Source organism: Clostridioides sp. ZZV15-6383, from assembly GCF_020657735.1.
GTDB classification, from domain to species: domain Bacteria; phylum Bacillota; class Clostridia; order Peptostreptococcales; family Peptostreptococcaceae; genus Clostridioides; species Clostridioides difficile_D.
The window spans coordinates 24,489-41,419 of record NZ_JAGWCV010000011.1; the positions used below are offsets into that span (position 1 = coordinate 24,489).

Annotated in this window: 14 protein-coding genes; 10 read left to right on the forward strand and 4 right to left on the reverse strand. The window is 26.6% G+C overall.

From position 1 onward, the window contains the following. Positions 1 to 19: 19 nt before the first annotated feature. Positions 20 to 985: an LCP family protein gene (locus KGF42_RS06235; RefSeq protein ID WP_227825981.1), complete on the reverse strand. Its 966-nt coding sequence runs from the start codon at positions 983 to 985 to the stop codon at positions 20 to 22. Between the two features lie 286 nt (positions 986 to 1,271). Further along, complete coding sequence (locus KGF42_RS06240; RefSeq protein WP_227822348.1) at positions 1,272 to 2,228, reverse strand: LCP family protein; 957 nt, start codon at positions 2,226 to 2,228, stop codon at positions 1,272 to 1,274. Between the two features lie 368 nt (positions 2,229 to 2,596). Between KGF42_RS06240 and KGF42_RS06245 the strand changes: the two genes are divergently transcribed. Then, positions 2,597 to 3,385 carry an HAD family hydrolase gene (locus tag KGF42_RS06245; RefSeq protein WP_227822349.1) on the forward strand — a complete coding sequence of 263 codons (789 nt, stop codon included), beginning with the start codon at positions 2,597 to 2,599 and terminating at the stop codon, positions 3,383 to 3,385. A 121-nt stretch (positions 3,386 to 3,506) separates the two neighbouring features. Here the strand turns inward: KGF42_RS06245 and KGF42_RS06250 are convergent, their stop codons facing one another. Next, positions 3,507 to 3,977, reverse strand: a complete 471-nt coding sequence (locus tag KGF42_RS06250) for a DUF4358 domain-containing protein (protein WP_227822350.1) — start codon at positions 3,975 to 3,977, stop codon at positions 3,507 to 3,509. A gap of 138 nt (positions 3,978 to 4,115) precedes the next feature. Between KGF42_RS06250 and KGF42_RS06255 the strand changes: the two genes are divergently transcribed. The 8 genes from KGF42_RS06255 (at position 4,116) to ptsP (ending at position 13,550) form a co-directional block, all read left to right on the forward strand. Next, complete coding sequence (locus KGF42_RS06255; protein ID WP_054274748.1) at positions 4,116 to 4,760, forward strand: undecaprenyl diphosphate synthase family protein; 645 nt, start codon at positions 4,116 to 4,118, stop codon at positions 4,758 to 4,760. Between the two features lie 118 nt (positions 4,761 to 4,878). Beyond that, a complete protein-coding gene (locus tag KGF42_RS06260) occupies positions 4,879 to 5,703 on the forward strand; it encodes an N-acetylmuramoyl-L-alanine amidase (protein ID WP_227822351.1) in 825 nt (274 codons plus the stop codon). A gap of 260 nt (positions 5,704 to 5,963) precedes the next feature. Continuing rightward, on the forward strand, positions 5,964 to 7,511 hold the full coding sequence (locus KGF42_RS06265; RefSeq protein ID WP_227822352.1) for a GGDEF domain-containing phosphodiesterase: 1,548 nt from the start codon (positions 5,964 to 5,966) through the stop codon (positions 7,509 to 7,511). 2 nt (positions 7,512 to 7,513) lie between these two features. Further along, positions 7,514 to 7,912 (forward strand): Rrf2 family transcriptional regulator, encoded by a 399-nt coding sequence (locus KGF42_RS06270; protein ID WP_227825982.1) that lies wholly within the window; start codon positions 7,514 to 7,516, stop codon positions 7,910 to 7,912. 39 nt (positions 7,913 to 7,951) lie between these two features. Continuing rightward, on the forward strand, positions 7,952 to 9,685 hold the full coding sequence (locus KGF42_RS06275; protein WP_227822354.1) for an Eco57I restriction-modification methylase domain-containing protein: 1,734 nt from the start codon (positions 7,952 to 7,954) through the stop codon (positions 9,683 to 9,685). Between the two features lie 231 nt (positions 9,686 to 9,916). Further along, positions 9,917 to 11,128 (forward strand): patatin-like phospholipase family protein, encoded by a 1,212-nt coding sequence (locus KGF42_RS06280; protein WP_227822355.1) that lies wholly within the window; start codon positions 9,917 to 9,919, stop codon positions 11,126 to 11,128. 190 nt (positions 11,129 to 11,318) lie between these two features. Further along, positions 11,319 to 11,579 carry an HPr family phosphocarrier protein gene (locus KGF42_RS06285; protein WP_054274743.1) on the forward strand — a complete coding sequence of 87 codons (261 nt, stop codon included), beginning with the start codon at positions 11,319 to 11,321 and terminating at the stop codon, positions 11,577 to 11,579. Positions 11,580 to 11,837: 258 nt separating this feature from the next. Then, the gene (ptsP, locus tag KGF42_RS06290) at positions 11,838 to 13,550 is read left to right on the forward strand and encodes a phosphoenolpyruvate--protein phosphotransferase (protein ID WP_227822356.1); all 1,713 of its coding nucleotides are present in this window, start codon (positions 11,838 to 11,840) and stop codon (positions 13,548 to 13,550) included. Between the two features lie 661 nt (positions 13,551 to 14,211). On the opposite strand, the gene KGF42_RS06295 is transcribed toward ptsP, so the two are convergent. Beyond that, a complete protein-coding gene (locus tag KGF42_RS06295) occupies positions 14,212 to 14,877 on the reverse strand; it encodes a hypothetical protein (RefSeq protein WP_227822357.1) in 666 nt (221 codons plus the stop codon). A 339-nt stretch (positions 14,878 to 15,216) separates the two neighbouring features. Here KGF42_RS06295 and KGF42_RS06300 point away from each other — a divergent pair, with 339 nt between their 5' ends. Beyond that, positions 15,217 to 16,647: a DUF4116 domain-containing protein gene (locus KGF42_RS06300; protein WP_227822358.1), complete on the forward strand. Its 1,431-nt coding sequence runs from the start codon at positions 15,217 to 15,219 to the stop codon at positions 16,645 to 16,647. Positions 16,648 to 16,931: the final 284 nt, after the last annotated feature.

Consider the following 16,931-nt stretch of genomic DNA (forward strand, 5'->3'; position numbering starts at 1 on the left):
CAAATCTTATGTTAAATTTTTATTGTTTAAATTCTATGTCATTAAATATAAAATCATGTAATATGTCTAAAGTTTCTGGGTCAAATCTAAGAACCCATCCAGCTTTTCCATATATACCACCTGTACTATGAATTTCATCATCAATAGGGAATTCAAATTGCTTAATATTTAAGTCACCCATTTTTAAAACTTGAGCTCCTAGAGAAAGTATTGCATTAGGTTTCATGTTAGTTTTAACATATGGAAGAACCGCATCTAATAAACCTGGATATTTAGTAACAGGTAAAGTTTCTGTTTTCTTGATTATAGCTTGTATAATCTGTCTCTGTCTGCCATCTCTAGCAAAGGCTGTATCGTTATGTCTAATACGTGCAAAAGATAGTGCTTGATATCCATTTAAAGTTTGCTTTCCAGATTTTCTAATGTATTGTATGCTACCTTTATCATTACTTTTATTCCAGCCATAAGTTTCAGGAATAAATTTATTTAATTCGCGTATTTCTCCTTTTTCAATGGTAACTTCAACACCACCAATAGCATCAATTATATACATAAATGATTCGAAATTAACACAAGCATAATTTTGAATATCAATATTAAAGTTCTCTTCAATTGTTTGTATTAATAAATCAGCTTGTCCATAAGCATAAGCATGAGTAAGTTTTTGTTTACCATGACCAGGGATGTCTACATAGCTATCACGAGCTAATGATGTAAGTTTGATATCATTGTGTTTGTTATCAATAGTAAGTATCATCATAGCATCTGACCTTGAAGAATCTTCATTTGGTCTAGCATCTGTTCCCATAAGTAATATGTTAATTATCCCATCTTCATTTTTATGGTCATTGTTATCTAATAAATCACTACTTATGCTAGAGTCATGAATAGCAGACAATTTATAATAAAAATATCCATATACGCTTATAGGGAATATTACTACCAAGAAAGCCATTAGTATAACAAATTTCTTTAATTTTGACAAAAGTACCCCTTCTTTCTTCTTTTTCCTGTATATTTTTTAATAGCATACACTTAATTATATTAAAGTATTGAGATATATTCAATACTTGTTTCAGTTACAAAAAAGACAATGATATAATTTATAAGAAAATTTATCAATTTATATATACAATTAAAAGTATATATAATATATTTTTTTAAAAATTTATATTTTAAAATAAAAACATACCCTATAACTGCAAAGTAATTTGCCTTTGATAAGGTATGTTTTTATTTTAAAATTGTTAGTTTATTTTGTTTTAGAACACTTAATCTTCAACTATAATATCTTTAAATATGAAATCATGCATTGCATCTAATTCATATTCACCAAAAGGAATTACATAGCCTGCATCACCTATTTTTCTACCATTTTCAGTAGAAAGAGGGAATTCCATGGATTTCAAATCTAAATTTCCTATGCTTACAAGCTCTTTTCCTAAAGCTATTATTTCATTAGGATTCATATTAGTTTTTACATATGGAAGTATTGTATTAACTAGATTAGGATATTTAGTAACTGGTAAATCTTTAACACCATTTATTAAACTTTGTATAACACTTCTTTGTCTTCTATCTCTTTCGTCTGTACTGTCGTTTTTTCTTATACGAGAAAAAGCAAGTGTTTGGTATCCATTTAATTTTTGTTCACCTGAATTTCTTATATATTTAAGAGAACCTTTATCAGTATTTTTATTCCATTTATAAGTTTCAGGTATAAATTTATTTAATTCTCTTATTTCACTCTTATTAACAGTAACAGTAACTCCACCTAGAGCATCAACTATATCCATAAAAGAGAAAAAGTCAACTACAGCGTAATTTTGTATATCAAGCTGGAAGTTTTCTTCTATAGTTTCTATTAATAAGTTAGCTTGTCCATATACATAAGCATGTGTTAATTTTTGTTCCCCATGTCCTGGTATATTAACATAAGTATCTCTATTTAATGAAGTTAATTTAAGACTTTTATTTTTATTATCAATAGTTAGTATCATCATGGCATCAGAACGAGAAACTTCTTCTCCTGGTCTTGCATCTGTACCTAACAATAATATATTTGTGATATTTTCTTCGTTTTTATAGTCATTACTACTAAGCGCCTCTGTATTTATACTATCATCTTGAATAGTTTTTAATTTAGTAAAAACATATCCATATATGCTAACAGGAAATGCTATAACTAAAAGGGCTAGAAATATAACGAACTTTTTGAGTCCTGACAATAATATCCCCTACTTTCTAAATTTTTTAATTACACATAGTTAATTATATTAAAAAATTGTTACATAAGCAATAAAAAACACAATAAATTAGCATAAGTTTGTCATAATATAATTATTTTTATAATATTTCATAGAAGAAAGTGTGTAGTTATTGTTAATTTTCTTGGAATATAATTATAGGAAAATTTAAATTTTTATAAATTGATGTATATATTGAAAAAAATATTTTCCTGAATGTAGTTATAGTATCTTATAAAAGGTGCAAATTGTAATTTAAAATTTTTAGTGTATAATAGGAATTGAAAATTTAAACTGATGAAAATTAATAAAAAATAATCATAAATTATATAATTTGGGGGAGGAAATATATGATAAAATTAATAGCAACAGACTTAGATGGAACTTTGTTAGATGAAAAGAGCGAAATAAATCCAGAGTTTTATAAAGTATTTAAAAAATTAAGAGAGAGAGGGATAATGTTTTCTGCCGCAAGTGGCAGGCAGTATCAAAATCTTATAAAAAAATTTGAAGACATAAAAGATGATATGATGTTTATATCAGAAAATGGAACACTAGTAGTATATAAAGGAAAAGAAATATTATCAAATCCTTTGGATAAAGAGTTAGTAAATGAAATTATAGAGACAACAAGAAGTATAAAAGGGAAAAAAATTGTAATGAGTGGTAAAAAATACGCTTATATAGAAAGTAAAGATGAAGCTTTTATAGAAGAGGTTAGTACTTACTATGCAAAGTTTAAAGTTGTAGAAGATTTGACAAAAGTAGAAGGTGATGTATTAAAGATAGCTGTATTTGACTTCAAAGGTGCAGAACATAACAATAGTATCTACTTTGAAAAATTTTCTGATAGAGCTCAAGTATGTATTTCTGGGGTAGAGTGGCTTGACCTAACTGCAAAAGGTGCGAATAAGGGTAGTGCCATAAAAGAAGTACAAAGAATGTTAGACATAAAATATGAAGAAACTATGGTATTTGGTGACCAATTGAATGATGTGGAAATGATGAAAAGTGCTTATCATAGTTATGCCATGGAAAATGCAAATGAGCATTTGAAACAGATTGCTAGATTCAGGGCGAAAAGAAATACTGAAAATGGTGTTGTAGATAAAATAAAAGAGGTAATAAAAATTGGATAGCTATCTGTTTAGATGAGAAAGATTTTATAGAACCTTCAAAAAAATATCAATGTAATTTTTGATAAATAAACTTATTTATATAAAAATTACATTGATATTTAACAAACATCAATAAAGATATTTATTTTTTTATGATACTCAATATTTTGTCTTCTATTTGAGATGCATTTTCAGTAGAAATTAAATAAACATACTTGCCTGCTTTCTCAACTATCGTATTATTTGCTATTTCAGAATTGCTTTTTTCTCCATGTCCTTCTCCAAAAGGTGCTTGTACCATGTCTTTTTTATAATTTTCTAGAGTTTTATAGATTTTATCTACATCGTTAGTTTTTATGACAATAATATCTTCTAGAGATAATTTATCAGAAGAATTAATTACAAAACCTTGAATTATGTCTTCTTCCACATCATTGAAATAGTTAAATTCCTTTGCATCAAAGTGTTTTGATTCTTTTATAAGCAAATCAGAGGATTTTAATGACTTTTCAATTCTCGATGTAGAAACATTTTTGTAATCACCACTTGAAGAACAACTAACCATTCCAAATGATAAGATTATCGAAAAAAACAATATTAAAATTTTTTTCATGATAAACCTCCAAGTTTTTTAAACTCCATTTTAAATTAGTTTACTACATAATTATATAAAAATAAATGTATATAATGTTACAGTTTTGATTAATAATGTAATATTTTGATAATAATACCTATTAAGAGGTGATTATAAATGAGAATACCAAAACATGTAGGAATTATCCCAGATGGAAACAGAAGATGGGCAAGTCAAAATGGAATGACAAAAGATAGAGGATATGAAAGTGGAATAAACCCTGGACTAGAGTCTTATAGATTATGTAGAGATTTAGGTTGTGAAGAAGTAACTTTTTATGGATTTACAACTGATAATACAAGACGTCCATCAGTGCAGACAAAAGCTTTTACAAAAGCATGTATTGATGCTGCAAATATATTAATAGATGAAGGTGCAGCTTTACTCGTTGTTGGAAATACAAAATCTCCAATGTTCCCTGAAGAATTATTACCATATACTAATAGAATTCAAGCTAAGGAAGGTCAAATAAAAGCAAATCTTCTGGTAAATTATGGATGGTATTGGGACTTAAATAATATATCAGGGGTAGAAAATGTAAATAAAAATAATATACAGGATTACATACAGTCATTTGATGTTTCTAGACTAGACTTGATAATCAGATGGGGTGGAAGAAGGAGACTAAGCGGTTTTCTTCCTGTACAATCAATTTATGCAGACTTTTATGTTATAGATAATTATTGGCCAGATTTTAAAAGTGATGATATAAGAGATGCATTTAGTTGGTATGATACACAAGATGTTACTTTAGGTGGATAAAATTTTCAGATTTAAAGTTGTAGAGTGTTTTAAATTATTGAAAAAAAAACTTCTTGATGGTAAAATAACACTAATAATATGAAAAAGTGTAAAAATTTATACCAAGAAGGGTGAAGAAATGTCAAAAGGCAAGAATAACAATAATTCGAGAAACAAATCTAAAAAGACCAGCCATCTGAATAGAAAAAAGCGAAAATTAAATAAGAAAAAGTTAACAATGTTGATTTGCTTTACAGTGTTATTTTTATTTATTGCATTTAAAGCTACTCAAGGTGTAGTAGCTTTAGTAAAAGGTATGGATAAAAGTAATAAAACTAGCCAACAACAAAATGTTGATTCAGAACAATTTGACCTTGGCAATGAAGAAGAAAATAAAAATAAAAAATATACTGTGTTTATAGACCCAGGTCATGGAGGCAATGATAAAGGGACTCAAAGCAAGACTAGTAATAGATATGAAAAAGACTTAAATTTACAGATTTCAAAAAAATTAGCAAATAAATTATCTAAACAAAAGGATATTCAAGTAGTAGTATCTAGAACTGATGACACATATGTATCATTGATGGATAGAGCTAATTTAGCAAATAATAGTTCTGCTGATGTACTTGTTTCCATTCATTTAAATGCAGAAAAAAATGGCAATACAGCAACAGGTATAGAAACTTGGTATAGGAATAAAGCTACAGATGGCTCAAAAGAACTTGCACAGATAGTACAAAGTACTATAGCATCCTATGTTAAAGTGAGGGATAGGGGTATAGTTGAAAATAACTTTGAAGTACTTAGAGAATCACGTATGCCTGCCATATTGGTAGAGTGTGGCTTTTTAACAACCCCTTCAGAGGAACGAAAAATAGTAAATGAAAAGTATCAAGAACAACTTACAGAAGGAATTGTTCAAGGTGTACTTTCATACTTAGATTCTAAAGGGAATAAGTAAGTTAACTTTATTCCATCATGTTGAAAAGATTATTTGAGTTTAGAAACTATGAAATTAGAAATTATTTTATCTATATCTAATTTCATAGTTTTTTTTGCAAAAAATCGATATTTGTGAAATTTAAGAAGATAAATTTAGTATAGTATAATGTAGTTATTTATATGTGATTTTAACTTACATTGATTTGCTATCGATTGTGCTTTATAATTAATATATAAAAACTTTAACTGTAAGATAATTTAAAAAATAGGGGAATTTATATGAATAAAAATAGTATGACAAAAATTTACAGTTTAAATAAAATAATTTTTATCATAATTGGAATTTTGGGAATCATTTTACTTACAAGACATATTGGAATAAATATTAAGGTTTTAATTTTAATGTTATTGACCTTATTTAGTATAAATGTATTTATTTCGCATCTTAAAATTAAGCTGTATGAGGATAAATTTAATTTAGAATTAATAAATAATCCAGATAAGCTTATAAATATTACTAAAGATGAAAATTTTCTAAAACATATTCAAAATTATATCATCAGCAATAAGGAAGAAAACTGTGTGATGGCTTGTTTTGATTTATGTAGACTCAAACTTATAAATGATATATATGGTTATGAGTTAGGGGATGAAGTATTAAATAATATCTCGAGTAACTTAAAAAATTATTTTGGAGAAGAAGCTATCTATGGAAAGTTAAAAAGTGATGTTTTTATATTAATAATAAAACTTGAAGATAGAGAACAGAAGATTCCTTACTTAGTGAATCTCATCAAGAATAAAATTGTGACATTAAGTCAGATTGACAGTTTTAAAATGGGCATAAATGTTGAGACATCTATTGGAATTTATAAATTTAATATTGATGAAATTGATATAAAAAAAGCTATGGATAATGCTGATATGGCAAGGATTAAATCAAAAGGACTAAAGCATATAGAATATGTAGAATTTGATACTGTCATGGAAGAGGAAGCACAATCACTTATGGAAATAGAGAGAGATTTATTCTTAGCTATTAAAAATAAAGAGTTTGTAATTCATTATCAACCAAAAGTTGATTCAAGTACAAATAAAATTATAGGCTCAGAGGCATTAATAAGATGGGTGCATCCATCTTTAGGTATGATTGGACCAAATAAATTTATACCTATAGCTGAAAGAAGTGGTCTGATAAACAATATTGGTAGATGGTTAATTCAAGAAGTTTTTGTTACTATCGATAAGTGGATTTCAGAAGGTATAAATGTACTACCAGTCTCAATAAATCTTTCTAGAGTAGAGCTATATAAAAACGATTTAGTAGATTTTTTTAAACTGATGTTTAATACATATAATGTTCCTAAAGAGCTTATAGAAGTAGAAATTACAGAGACAACGGCACTAAGAGATGTAGGATTTATAAGTGAAAGGCTTTATGAGATTAAATCTTTAGGTATAAATATATTATTAGATGATTTTGGTGTAGGTAACTCAAATTTTATTAATCTTAAGGGGATACCACTAGATGTTATAAAAATTGATAGGTCACTTATATTGGATATAGTTACAAATACAAAAACAAAGTTTATGGTAAAAGCGATTGTTAATCTTTCACATGACTTAAACTTAACTGTTATATGTGAGGGGGTAGAGGATATGAATCAGGTTAAAATTTTAAATGAAATGGGATGTAATTTCATACAAGGCTATGTATTTTTTAAACCTTTAGATGAGATTAGTTATAAAAGACTTCTTGCTGACAGAAGTCATATAAATCTGGACGATATTCTTTTAGATAAATTCATGGCAGTTGAGGAGGAATAAGAATGATTTCAGAAGATGTAGATTATTCAATAAGAATTATAAGAGCTATGTTTAATAATGGAGAAAATAATTCAATAGATGCTAAAACAATATCAAAAAGTGAAGATATACCAATACTAACACTATACAGACTGCTTAGAAAGCTTTGTGCAAATAATATTCTTACCTTTAATAAAGAAGATAACAAGAAATACATGTTAAATGTATCATTGGATACAATAAGTCTAAGAACTATTGTAGAAGCAATTGATGGGAAAATATATATAAATAAATGTACGAGATATGTATCTAATTGCAGTAATTGCTTAAAAGGTTGTAAAATAAATCATGAATTACTAGAAATAGAAAAAGAAATCTATAAACTTTTATCAAGAAAATCTATAAGACAAATACTAGAATAATAAATTTTCAGCTATGATAATAATTGGAGGTTTTCGACTATGGATGATATATCTCAAGATAATTTTCTACTATCTAAAGAGTATGAGAATAGTTTAGATGTAGACACTAAAAAAGCAAGTGGAATATATTATACTCCTAAAATCATTGTAGATTATATTGTAAAAAAGACTTTAAAAAATCATGATATAATTAAAAATCCATATCCACGAATACTCGATATTTCTTGTGGGTGTGGAAATTTTCTTTTAGAAGTATACGATATTTTATATGACTTATTTGAGGAAAATATATATGAATTAAAAAAGAAATATGATGAAAATTATTGGACTGTTGATAACATACACCGTCATATATTAAACTATTGTATATATGGTGCTGACATTGATGAAAAAGCTATAAAGATATTAAAAGATAGCTTAAGAAACAAAAAGGTAGTAAACGATTTGTATGAATCTGATATAAAGATTAATTTATTTTGTTGTGATAGCCTTAAAAAGAATTGGCGATATAAGTTTGATTACATAATTGGTAATCCACCATATATTGGTCATAAAAAACTAGAAAAGAAATATAAGAAGTTTCTTGTAGAAAAATACAGTGAAGTTTATAAAGATAAAGCTGATTTGTATTTTTGTTTTTATAAAAAGATTATAGATATCCTAAAAAAAGGAGGAACTGGTAGTGTTATAACTCCACGATATTTCTTAGAAAGTTTATCAGGCAAAGATTTAAGAGAATATATTAAATCGAATGTCAATGTTAAAGAAATAGTAGATTTTTTAGGTGCAAATATATTTAAAAATATAGGGGTATCTAGTTGCATACTTACTTTTGATAAGAAAAAATCAAAAGATACACCTATAGATGTATTTAAAATAAAAAATGAGGATATATGTATAAATAAATTTGAAACACTAGAAGAATTTCTAAATAGCAGTAAGTTCGAGCATTTTAATATAAATCAGAGTTTGCTATCTGATGAATGGATACTTGTAAATAAGGATGATGAAACTTTTTATAATAAGATACAAGAAAAATGTAAATATAGCTTGGAAGATATAGCAATAAGTTTTCAAGGAATAATCACAGGGTGTGACAAAGCATTTATCTTAAGTAAAGATGATGTAAAATTGAATCTTGTAGATGATAAATTTTTAAAGTGTTGGATAAAGAGTAAAAATATAAATAAGTATATAGTAGATAAAAGTGAATATAGGCTAATATACTCAAATGATATAGATAATGAGAATACAAATAAAAAGGTGCTAGATGAGATTATAGGGATATATAAAACAAAATTAGAAAACAGAAGAGAATGTAAAAGTGGAATAAGGAAATGGTATGAACTTCAATGGGGTAGAGAAAAGCTTTTCTTTGAAAGAAAAAAGATAATGTATCCTTATAAATCAAATGAAAATAGATTTGCTATAGATTATGACAACAATTTTTCAAGTGCAGATGTATATTCTTTTTTCATAAAAGAAGAGTATTTAGACAAATTTTCATATGAATACCTAGTTGGAATTTTAAATTCCAGAATTTATGATAAATACTTTAAAATAACTGCTAAAAAAATGAGTAAAAATATATACGATTACTATCCTAATAAGGTTATGAAGATAAGGATTTTTAGAGATAATAATTATGAAGAAATAGAGAATTTGTCAAAGCAAATAATATCAATTTTATTAGATAAGTCTATAGATAAAGAAAAAGTAGAAAGATTGCAGATAAAAATGGATAATTTAATAATGGATTCTTTAGGGATATAAGTAACTGTGAATACGAAAAAATTTACAAGATGTTAATTATTTATCTAAATTTAGAAAGAAAAAGTTAGCCATATAAAAAATATTAAAAATATATACTTTTCAATATTTTTTTGATAAAATAAAAATGAATTTGTGCAATTTTATTTTTCTCCAATAACTAAAAATAGTTTTTGAATTAATATTTGCTGAGGAATAAAAATCAGAAACGTTTTTGATATAGTAGGTGATAATATGAAAGGATTAGTTTTAGAAGGTGGAGGAACAAAAGGAGCCTACCAAATAGGAGCATATAAAGCTTTAAGAGAGCTTGGTATAGAGTTTCAAGGAGTAACTGGCACATCAATTGGTGCTTTAAATGGAGCATATATAATTCAAAATGATATCGAAGTAATGGAAGATATTTGGTTAAATTATGATTATACTCATTTTATGAACATTGATAAAGAAACTTATGAGAGATTTAAAAATGTAGATTTCACTACTAAAAATATCAATGCAGTGTTTGAACTTATAAATAAAGCTAGAAAAAATGAAGGTATAGATATAAGCCCATTAAGACAACTGATGGAAACTACATTAAATGAAGACATAATAAGAAAATCAAAAAAAGACTTTGGACTTGTTACGGTTTGGTGGGATAAAAAGATTAATCCATATCCATTGTATATTGAAGATATACCACAAGGAAGACTGATTGATTATTTAATCGCTAGTTCCAGTTTGCCTATTTTTCAAACGAATATGATGGACGATAAATTATATCTTGATGGAATGTTCTGTGATAACATGCCAATAGGACTTTTAGAAGACAAAGGTTATGAAGATGTTGTTGTAATTAGGCTGCTTGATGATTTTATTGGTAAAATGAATCTAAGTAGACACCAGAATATAAATGTAAAAACTATAATACCATCAGAGTATCTAGGAGGTTCTCTTAATAAAGATAGAGATAATGTAGAAAAAAATATTCGATTGGGTTACTTGGATACTATGAAAGCATATGAAAGATGCACTGGGATTAAGTATTATTTTGATGTAGAATATAAGTATAATGAAGAGTACTGTTTTGATAAATTTAGAAGTATGAGTAATGAAACAATACAATATATTTGCAATTTACTGAATATAAAGAGAGATGCTTCGCTTAGAACTGTTATGGAAAGTGTAATACCAAAGCTTGGTGAGGTACTTGGATTGCCAAAGAATTTTTCATATAAAGATTTATTTTACTGCATATATGAAAAAAAACTTGAAGAAAATAGTATAAACAGGATAAAATTATATGATTTTAATAAGGTTATAGATGTTGTAAATACAAATATTGATTCTAATAAAAATTTAGCTTCTAATTTTGAAATTAGACCTAAAATTAGTATTAAAAAGAACAAAAATACAAAATTATTGACAAATTGTATTATAAAAGACATAAAAAACCAAAATTAAATAAAAAACAAAAAAAATTTGTAATTATACTCGAAAAAAGTGTATATTAGTAGTATAATATTTTTGTAGCACTAGTGGGAACAAAAAATGACCATAGGACAAAAAAGTACCACTAAGTGCCATTAAAGTAAAAAATAGGAAAACAATTTTAAAAAATATAAAATGTAAAGTCTATAGGAGGATTTAAAAAATGGAAAAAATAGTTAGTATCAAAAATGCAAGTGGATTACATGCTAGACCAGCAGGAATGTTTGTTAAGAAGGCTGCTGAATTCAAATCAACAGTAGAGGTTGTAGCAAAAGACAAAACTGTAAATGCAAAATCAATAATGGGAATAATGAGTTTAGGTTTAGCTCAAGGAGAAGAATTAAAGTTAGTTGTAAATGGAGAAGATGAAGAAGTAGCTTTAGCTGCAATGGTTGAATTAGTTGAAAGTGGATTTGGAGAATAGATATAATAATTTTTTAAAATTTGATATTTATAATCTAATTATTACTTAAAGTAAAAGTAACAGAGAAGTATTAAACATATACAGACTAGCATTTGTAGATATTTAATTTCTTTGTTACTTTCATGTTTATTTAATCAGAAGATTAAGACTATTGTTAATTGGGTATGAAAATACAAGTATTTTAGAAGATGAAATAAGATATTTTTAATCATAAATTGAATGTTAAAATACAAAAGATATTTTTTAGGAGGTAGGGTTATGGCTTACAAAGGAATAGGAGCTTCTCCTGGTGTTGCTTTAGGGAAAGCGTTAGTAGTTGAGCATAGTGAATTAGTAATTGAAAAAAAATCTATAGATAATGTTGAAGCGGAAATTACTAAATTAGAAAATGCTGTTGCCGTTTCTAAAGAAGAATTAATAAAGGTTAAGGAAAAAGCGTCTGAAGAATTAGGAGCAGAAGAAGCTGAAATATTTGAAGCGCATTTATTAGTTTTAGAAGACCCAGAGTTAATTGGTTCTGCAATAGATAAAATCAAAACTGAAAGTGTAAATGCAGAATATGCTTTGAATGAAATAAAAGAGATGTTTGTTAGCATGTTTGAGTCTATGGACAATGAGTATATGAAAGAAAGAGCGGCAGATATAAAAGATGTTACAAATAGAATACTTAGACATATATTAGGAATTAAAGTTGTTGATTTATCTGCTTTAAGTGAAGAAGTTGTATTAATAGCACATGATTTAACTCCATCAGATACAGCAACTATGAATAAAAAAATGGTTTTAGGATTTTTAACTGATATAGGTGGAAGAACTTCTCATACAGCTATCATGTCTAGGACTTTAGAAATAGCTGCAATCGTTGGATTAAATGATATAACTTCAAAAGTTAAGGATGGAGATTTTGTAGTTTTCAATGGGGATACTGGTGAAGTAATCGTTAATCCAGATGAAGAGACTATAAATAAATATACTGAATTAAAAGCTAAGTATGAAGAAGAGAGAAAAGCATTACAGTTATTAAAAGGAAAACCATCTGTAACTTTAGATGGAAAGCATGTAGAATTAGCTGGTAATATAGGGACACCTAATGATATAGAAGGTCTAATAAAGAATGATGCTGAAGGTGTTGGTCTTTATAGAACAGAATTCTTATATATGGATAGAGATTCTTTCCCAACTGAAGAAATACAATATGAGGCTTACAAAGCTGTATTAGAGGGAATGGATGGAAAGCCTATAGTTATAAGAACATTGGATATAGGTGGAGATAAAGAATTAAGTTATTTAAGTATGGAACCTGAAATGAATCCATTCTTAGGTTATAGAGCAATAAGACTTTGCTTAGACAGAAAAGATATATTTAAGACTCAATTGAGAGCTTTATATAGAGCAAGTGTTCATGGAAGATTAAGAATCATGTTCCCAATGATTTCATCTTTAGAAGAATTATTACAAGCTAAAGAAGTTGTAAAAGAAGTTTTAGCAGAACTTGATTCTGAAGGTGTGACTTATGCTAAAGATGTAGAAATTGGTATGATGATAGAAGTTCCATCTGCTGCTGTAATATCTGATGTACTGGCTAAACATGTGGATTTCTTCTCTATAGGAACTAACGATTTAATTCAATATACTTGTGCAGTTGATAGAATGAATCAAAAGATAAGCTATCTTTATAATCAATTTAATCCAGCTGTTTTAAGACTTATAAAGACTGTTATAGACAATGCACATAAAGAAGGTAAATGGGCAGGTATGTGTGGAGAATCTGCTGGGGATCAAAAAATGATACCAATACTTTTAGGTATGGGATTAGACGAGTTCTCTATGTCTCCAATATCAATACTTCCTGCTAGAAAGTTAATAACTTCAGTTAAAGAATCAGATATGAAGAAATTAGCTGATGAGGTACTTAATATGGGTACTGCTGAAGAAATAAAGAAATATATTGAAACTAGTTTTAATATGTAATTATTAAATTATATCTATATAAATACTTGTTTAGGTAGATTATAAATAATAAAAATTATTTAACAAATAAGTAAAAGCCATAGTTTGTCATATATACTATGGCTTTTTTATTGTATAATTTAAGGTATTACAATATTTATGATTTGGCATTAAGAATATATTATATATCTTCCGATATCAATATTGATGTTGTGAATGAAAAAGGAGTGTAGAAAGTGTCTGGTTTTACAAAATAAATCTAGAATAAACACTGTTAAAAATTAGTATGGTATTGAAAAATAATTAAAAGTATTTAATAATAGAATTAGGGAAGAATAAGTTTATAAGTAAAAAATAAATTGATTAGTAGTTAATAAAATAAGTGTGATATCCAAATAAATCCTAAATCTGATTTGAGTTTTAATATAGATAGTCTAAAGTTTGATTATTAAAGATTTAATTGTAAGTTGTTACAGTTGATGATATTGATGTAGAGATTAAAGTTTAGAATAGAAAGTTACCTTAAATTTAAAAATGCAAGATAACCCAATCTAAAAATTATAATCACTCAATAGGTTTATGGATTTATTTGTTTATTATAAATAAGTGGGAGTAGATTTTTCTACTCCCACTTTGTATACTATTATTAATTTAATGAGTAATATGATTTAAAGTTATAATACTAGTTAAGATTTCTCGCCTTACTAGTAAATAATTCTTTAATAGCGTTGTTTCTAGAAGCTAAATCATTACTAGAATTATTTGTTTTTTTCATAATTACTGAATAACGTTTTTTATTTATGAAAAATATTAAAATCTTATCATCATCAAAATTGTATTCTTTATATCTATCAATAGACTCATAACCTAAATTTAGAATGTTTTTATCTTTTATACTATTTACATCTAAAATATATGATGGGTCAGCCTTTAGTAATATATTAATCAAACATTTTTCTTCACCAGCACAGAATAACTCCATCTTATTTGATATAGACTTAGATTGTTCTGAAGTTATTTTTGCAGGAATAAGATTGTTGTTATCATCTCTTAAAAGATAACCATGTGTGTCTTGTTGATATACTAAATTAACTTTCTTCTTAGGAACACTAACCATTTTATCTAAATGTACATAATGATGATTTTCAACAAAACCTTCGTTTAATATTTCAACAAAATTGTCAATTTTACCTAGGCAAAAAGATTCTATAGATTCTTTACAGAATTTATTTGTAAATGGTATTATGTTTACGTTTTCTCTATCTGTATTCCATGCTATAGCATAATCCAACGAATATACTTCTTCCTCTATATCTGCAAAATTATATTGTACTATCTTTCCTTTCAAAATTACTCGACCTCCATCTTATAATATATTTAATATACTTTATAAAACTTATATTATATTTAAATAATATCATAAATTAAATGAATATGATATAGTAAATAAGGTAAAATTTGAAAAAAATCACTATAAATGGGTAGTAAATATAAATAGTGTACACTAATGGGATGAAAAATGTCCACTATTAACTTTATTACCCCACATATGTAAGATGAAATTATTAATATAAAATATAATCTGTCAACAATGAATAGACTTTTAAAGAAACTTAATATAAAATTAAATAAATACTTAAAAATGATTTACTTTAATGGTAGAATCATACTAGAGGAGGTTAATTTTATGGATATAAAGAATAAAATTAAATCTATATTTTTACCAGAAAAAAATAACTATTTAAATGATGAAGAATTCGAATATGATATAGAAAATAATGAGGAGAATTCAAAGGAAGATAATAAAGTGCATTTAAATGACTTAAGCAGAGTAAAGTATGATTACAGAGAATTAAAAGACATAGAAAATCAAACAGAAGAAATGTGTCTACTAGCAGTAAAACAGGATGGTACTATAATTGAGTTTGTAAATGATAAGACTTATAGAGTGTGTATGGAAGCAGTTAAACAAACATATAAAGCTCTTAAGTATATAACAAATCAAGATGAGAATATTTGTATAGAAGCAGTCAAACAGAACTATAGAGCTTTGTATTACATACATGATAAGACAGAAAATGTATTAATTGAGGCTATAAAAAATGCATCAACTCACGATATCATGGAAGTTTTTAAATTTGTAGAAGGGCAGACAGAAGATGTATGTCTAGCAGTTATAGAAAGGGCATCCAAAAATGATGTTGCAGAGATACTGAAAGGAATAAAAGAACAAACTCCAGCTATATGTTTAGAAGCTGTAAAAAAAGACGGGAAGTCTTTAGCTTATGTCAAAGAACAAAGTAATAGTATATGTTTAGAGGCTGTAAAGGAAAACTATAGTGCACTACCTTGTGTAAAAGAACAGACAAAAGAAATATGTATAGAAGCAGTAAAACAGAATGACTTTGCATTGTATTATGTAAAAGAGCAGACAGAAAAAATTTGCATAGAAGCAGTAAGAAGAAGTTATATGGCTCTACAGTATGTAAATAATCAGACAGAAGAGGTTTGCTTGGAAGCAGTAAGAAATGATGGAAGAGCATTACAGTATGTAAAAGAGCAAACAGAAGAAATTTGTTTGGAGTCAGTTAGACAAAATGGAAAAGTATTGCAATATGTAAAAAAACAGACTGAAGATATGTGTATAGAGGCAGTAAAAGGTTCATTTGAGGAACTTGAAATAAAGGAAATCTTAAGCTATGTAAAGGTACCAACAGAAAGAATCTTTGTGGAAGCAGTAAAGCAAAATGGAAAAATTCTTAAATATATAGAAAATCAGACAGAATTAATATGTTTAGAGGCAGTAGGAGAAAATTATAATGCTTTACAATATGTAAAGGAACAAACAGAACAGGTTTGTCTAGAAGCAGTTAATCAAAGTTATGAAGCTCTTAAATATGTGAAAGAGCAAACAGAAGAAGTTTGTTTAAAATCAGTAAGACAAGATTATAGAATGTTGAAATATGTAAATAATCAAACAGAAAAAATATGTTTAGAAGCAGTAAAGCAAAATTATAGAGCTTTAGAATTTGTTGATAATCAAACGGAAAAAGTTTGCTTAGAAGCAGTAAAGCAAAATAGAAAAGCACTACAATATGTAAAACAAAAACAAAGTTAAAAAAGTTAAAATATATAGAACAATATATGAAAATTGATATTTTGTAATAAATGAGGTTGTCTCAAAATAGAGATATGCCTCTTTTTCATCTTTGAAATGATGAAAATATATTTGATTTCATACAAAACAGAGAGCATCATGAACCAAAAATTCCATTTTGAGACACCCTCATTCGTATAAAGCTTGGGAAAACTGCTTTATTATAATTTTTTTATTATATAAGTAATACTCAGAAATTTATATAGGTCTTTTTTTGACCAGTTTTACAATTTTAATAACTAGTT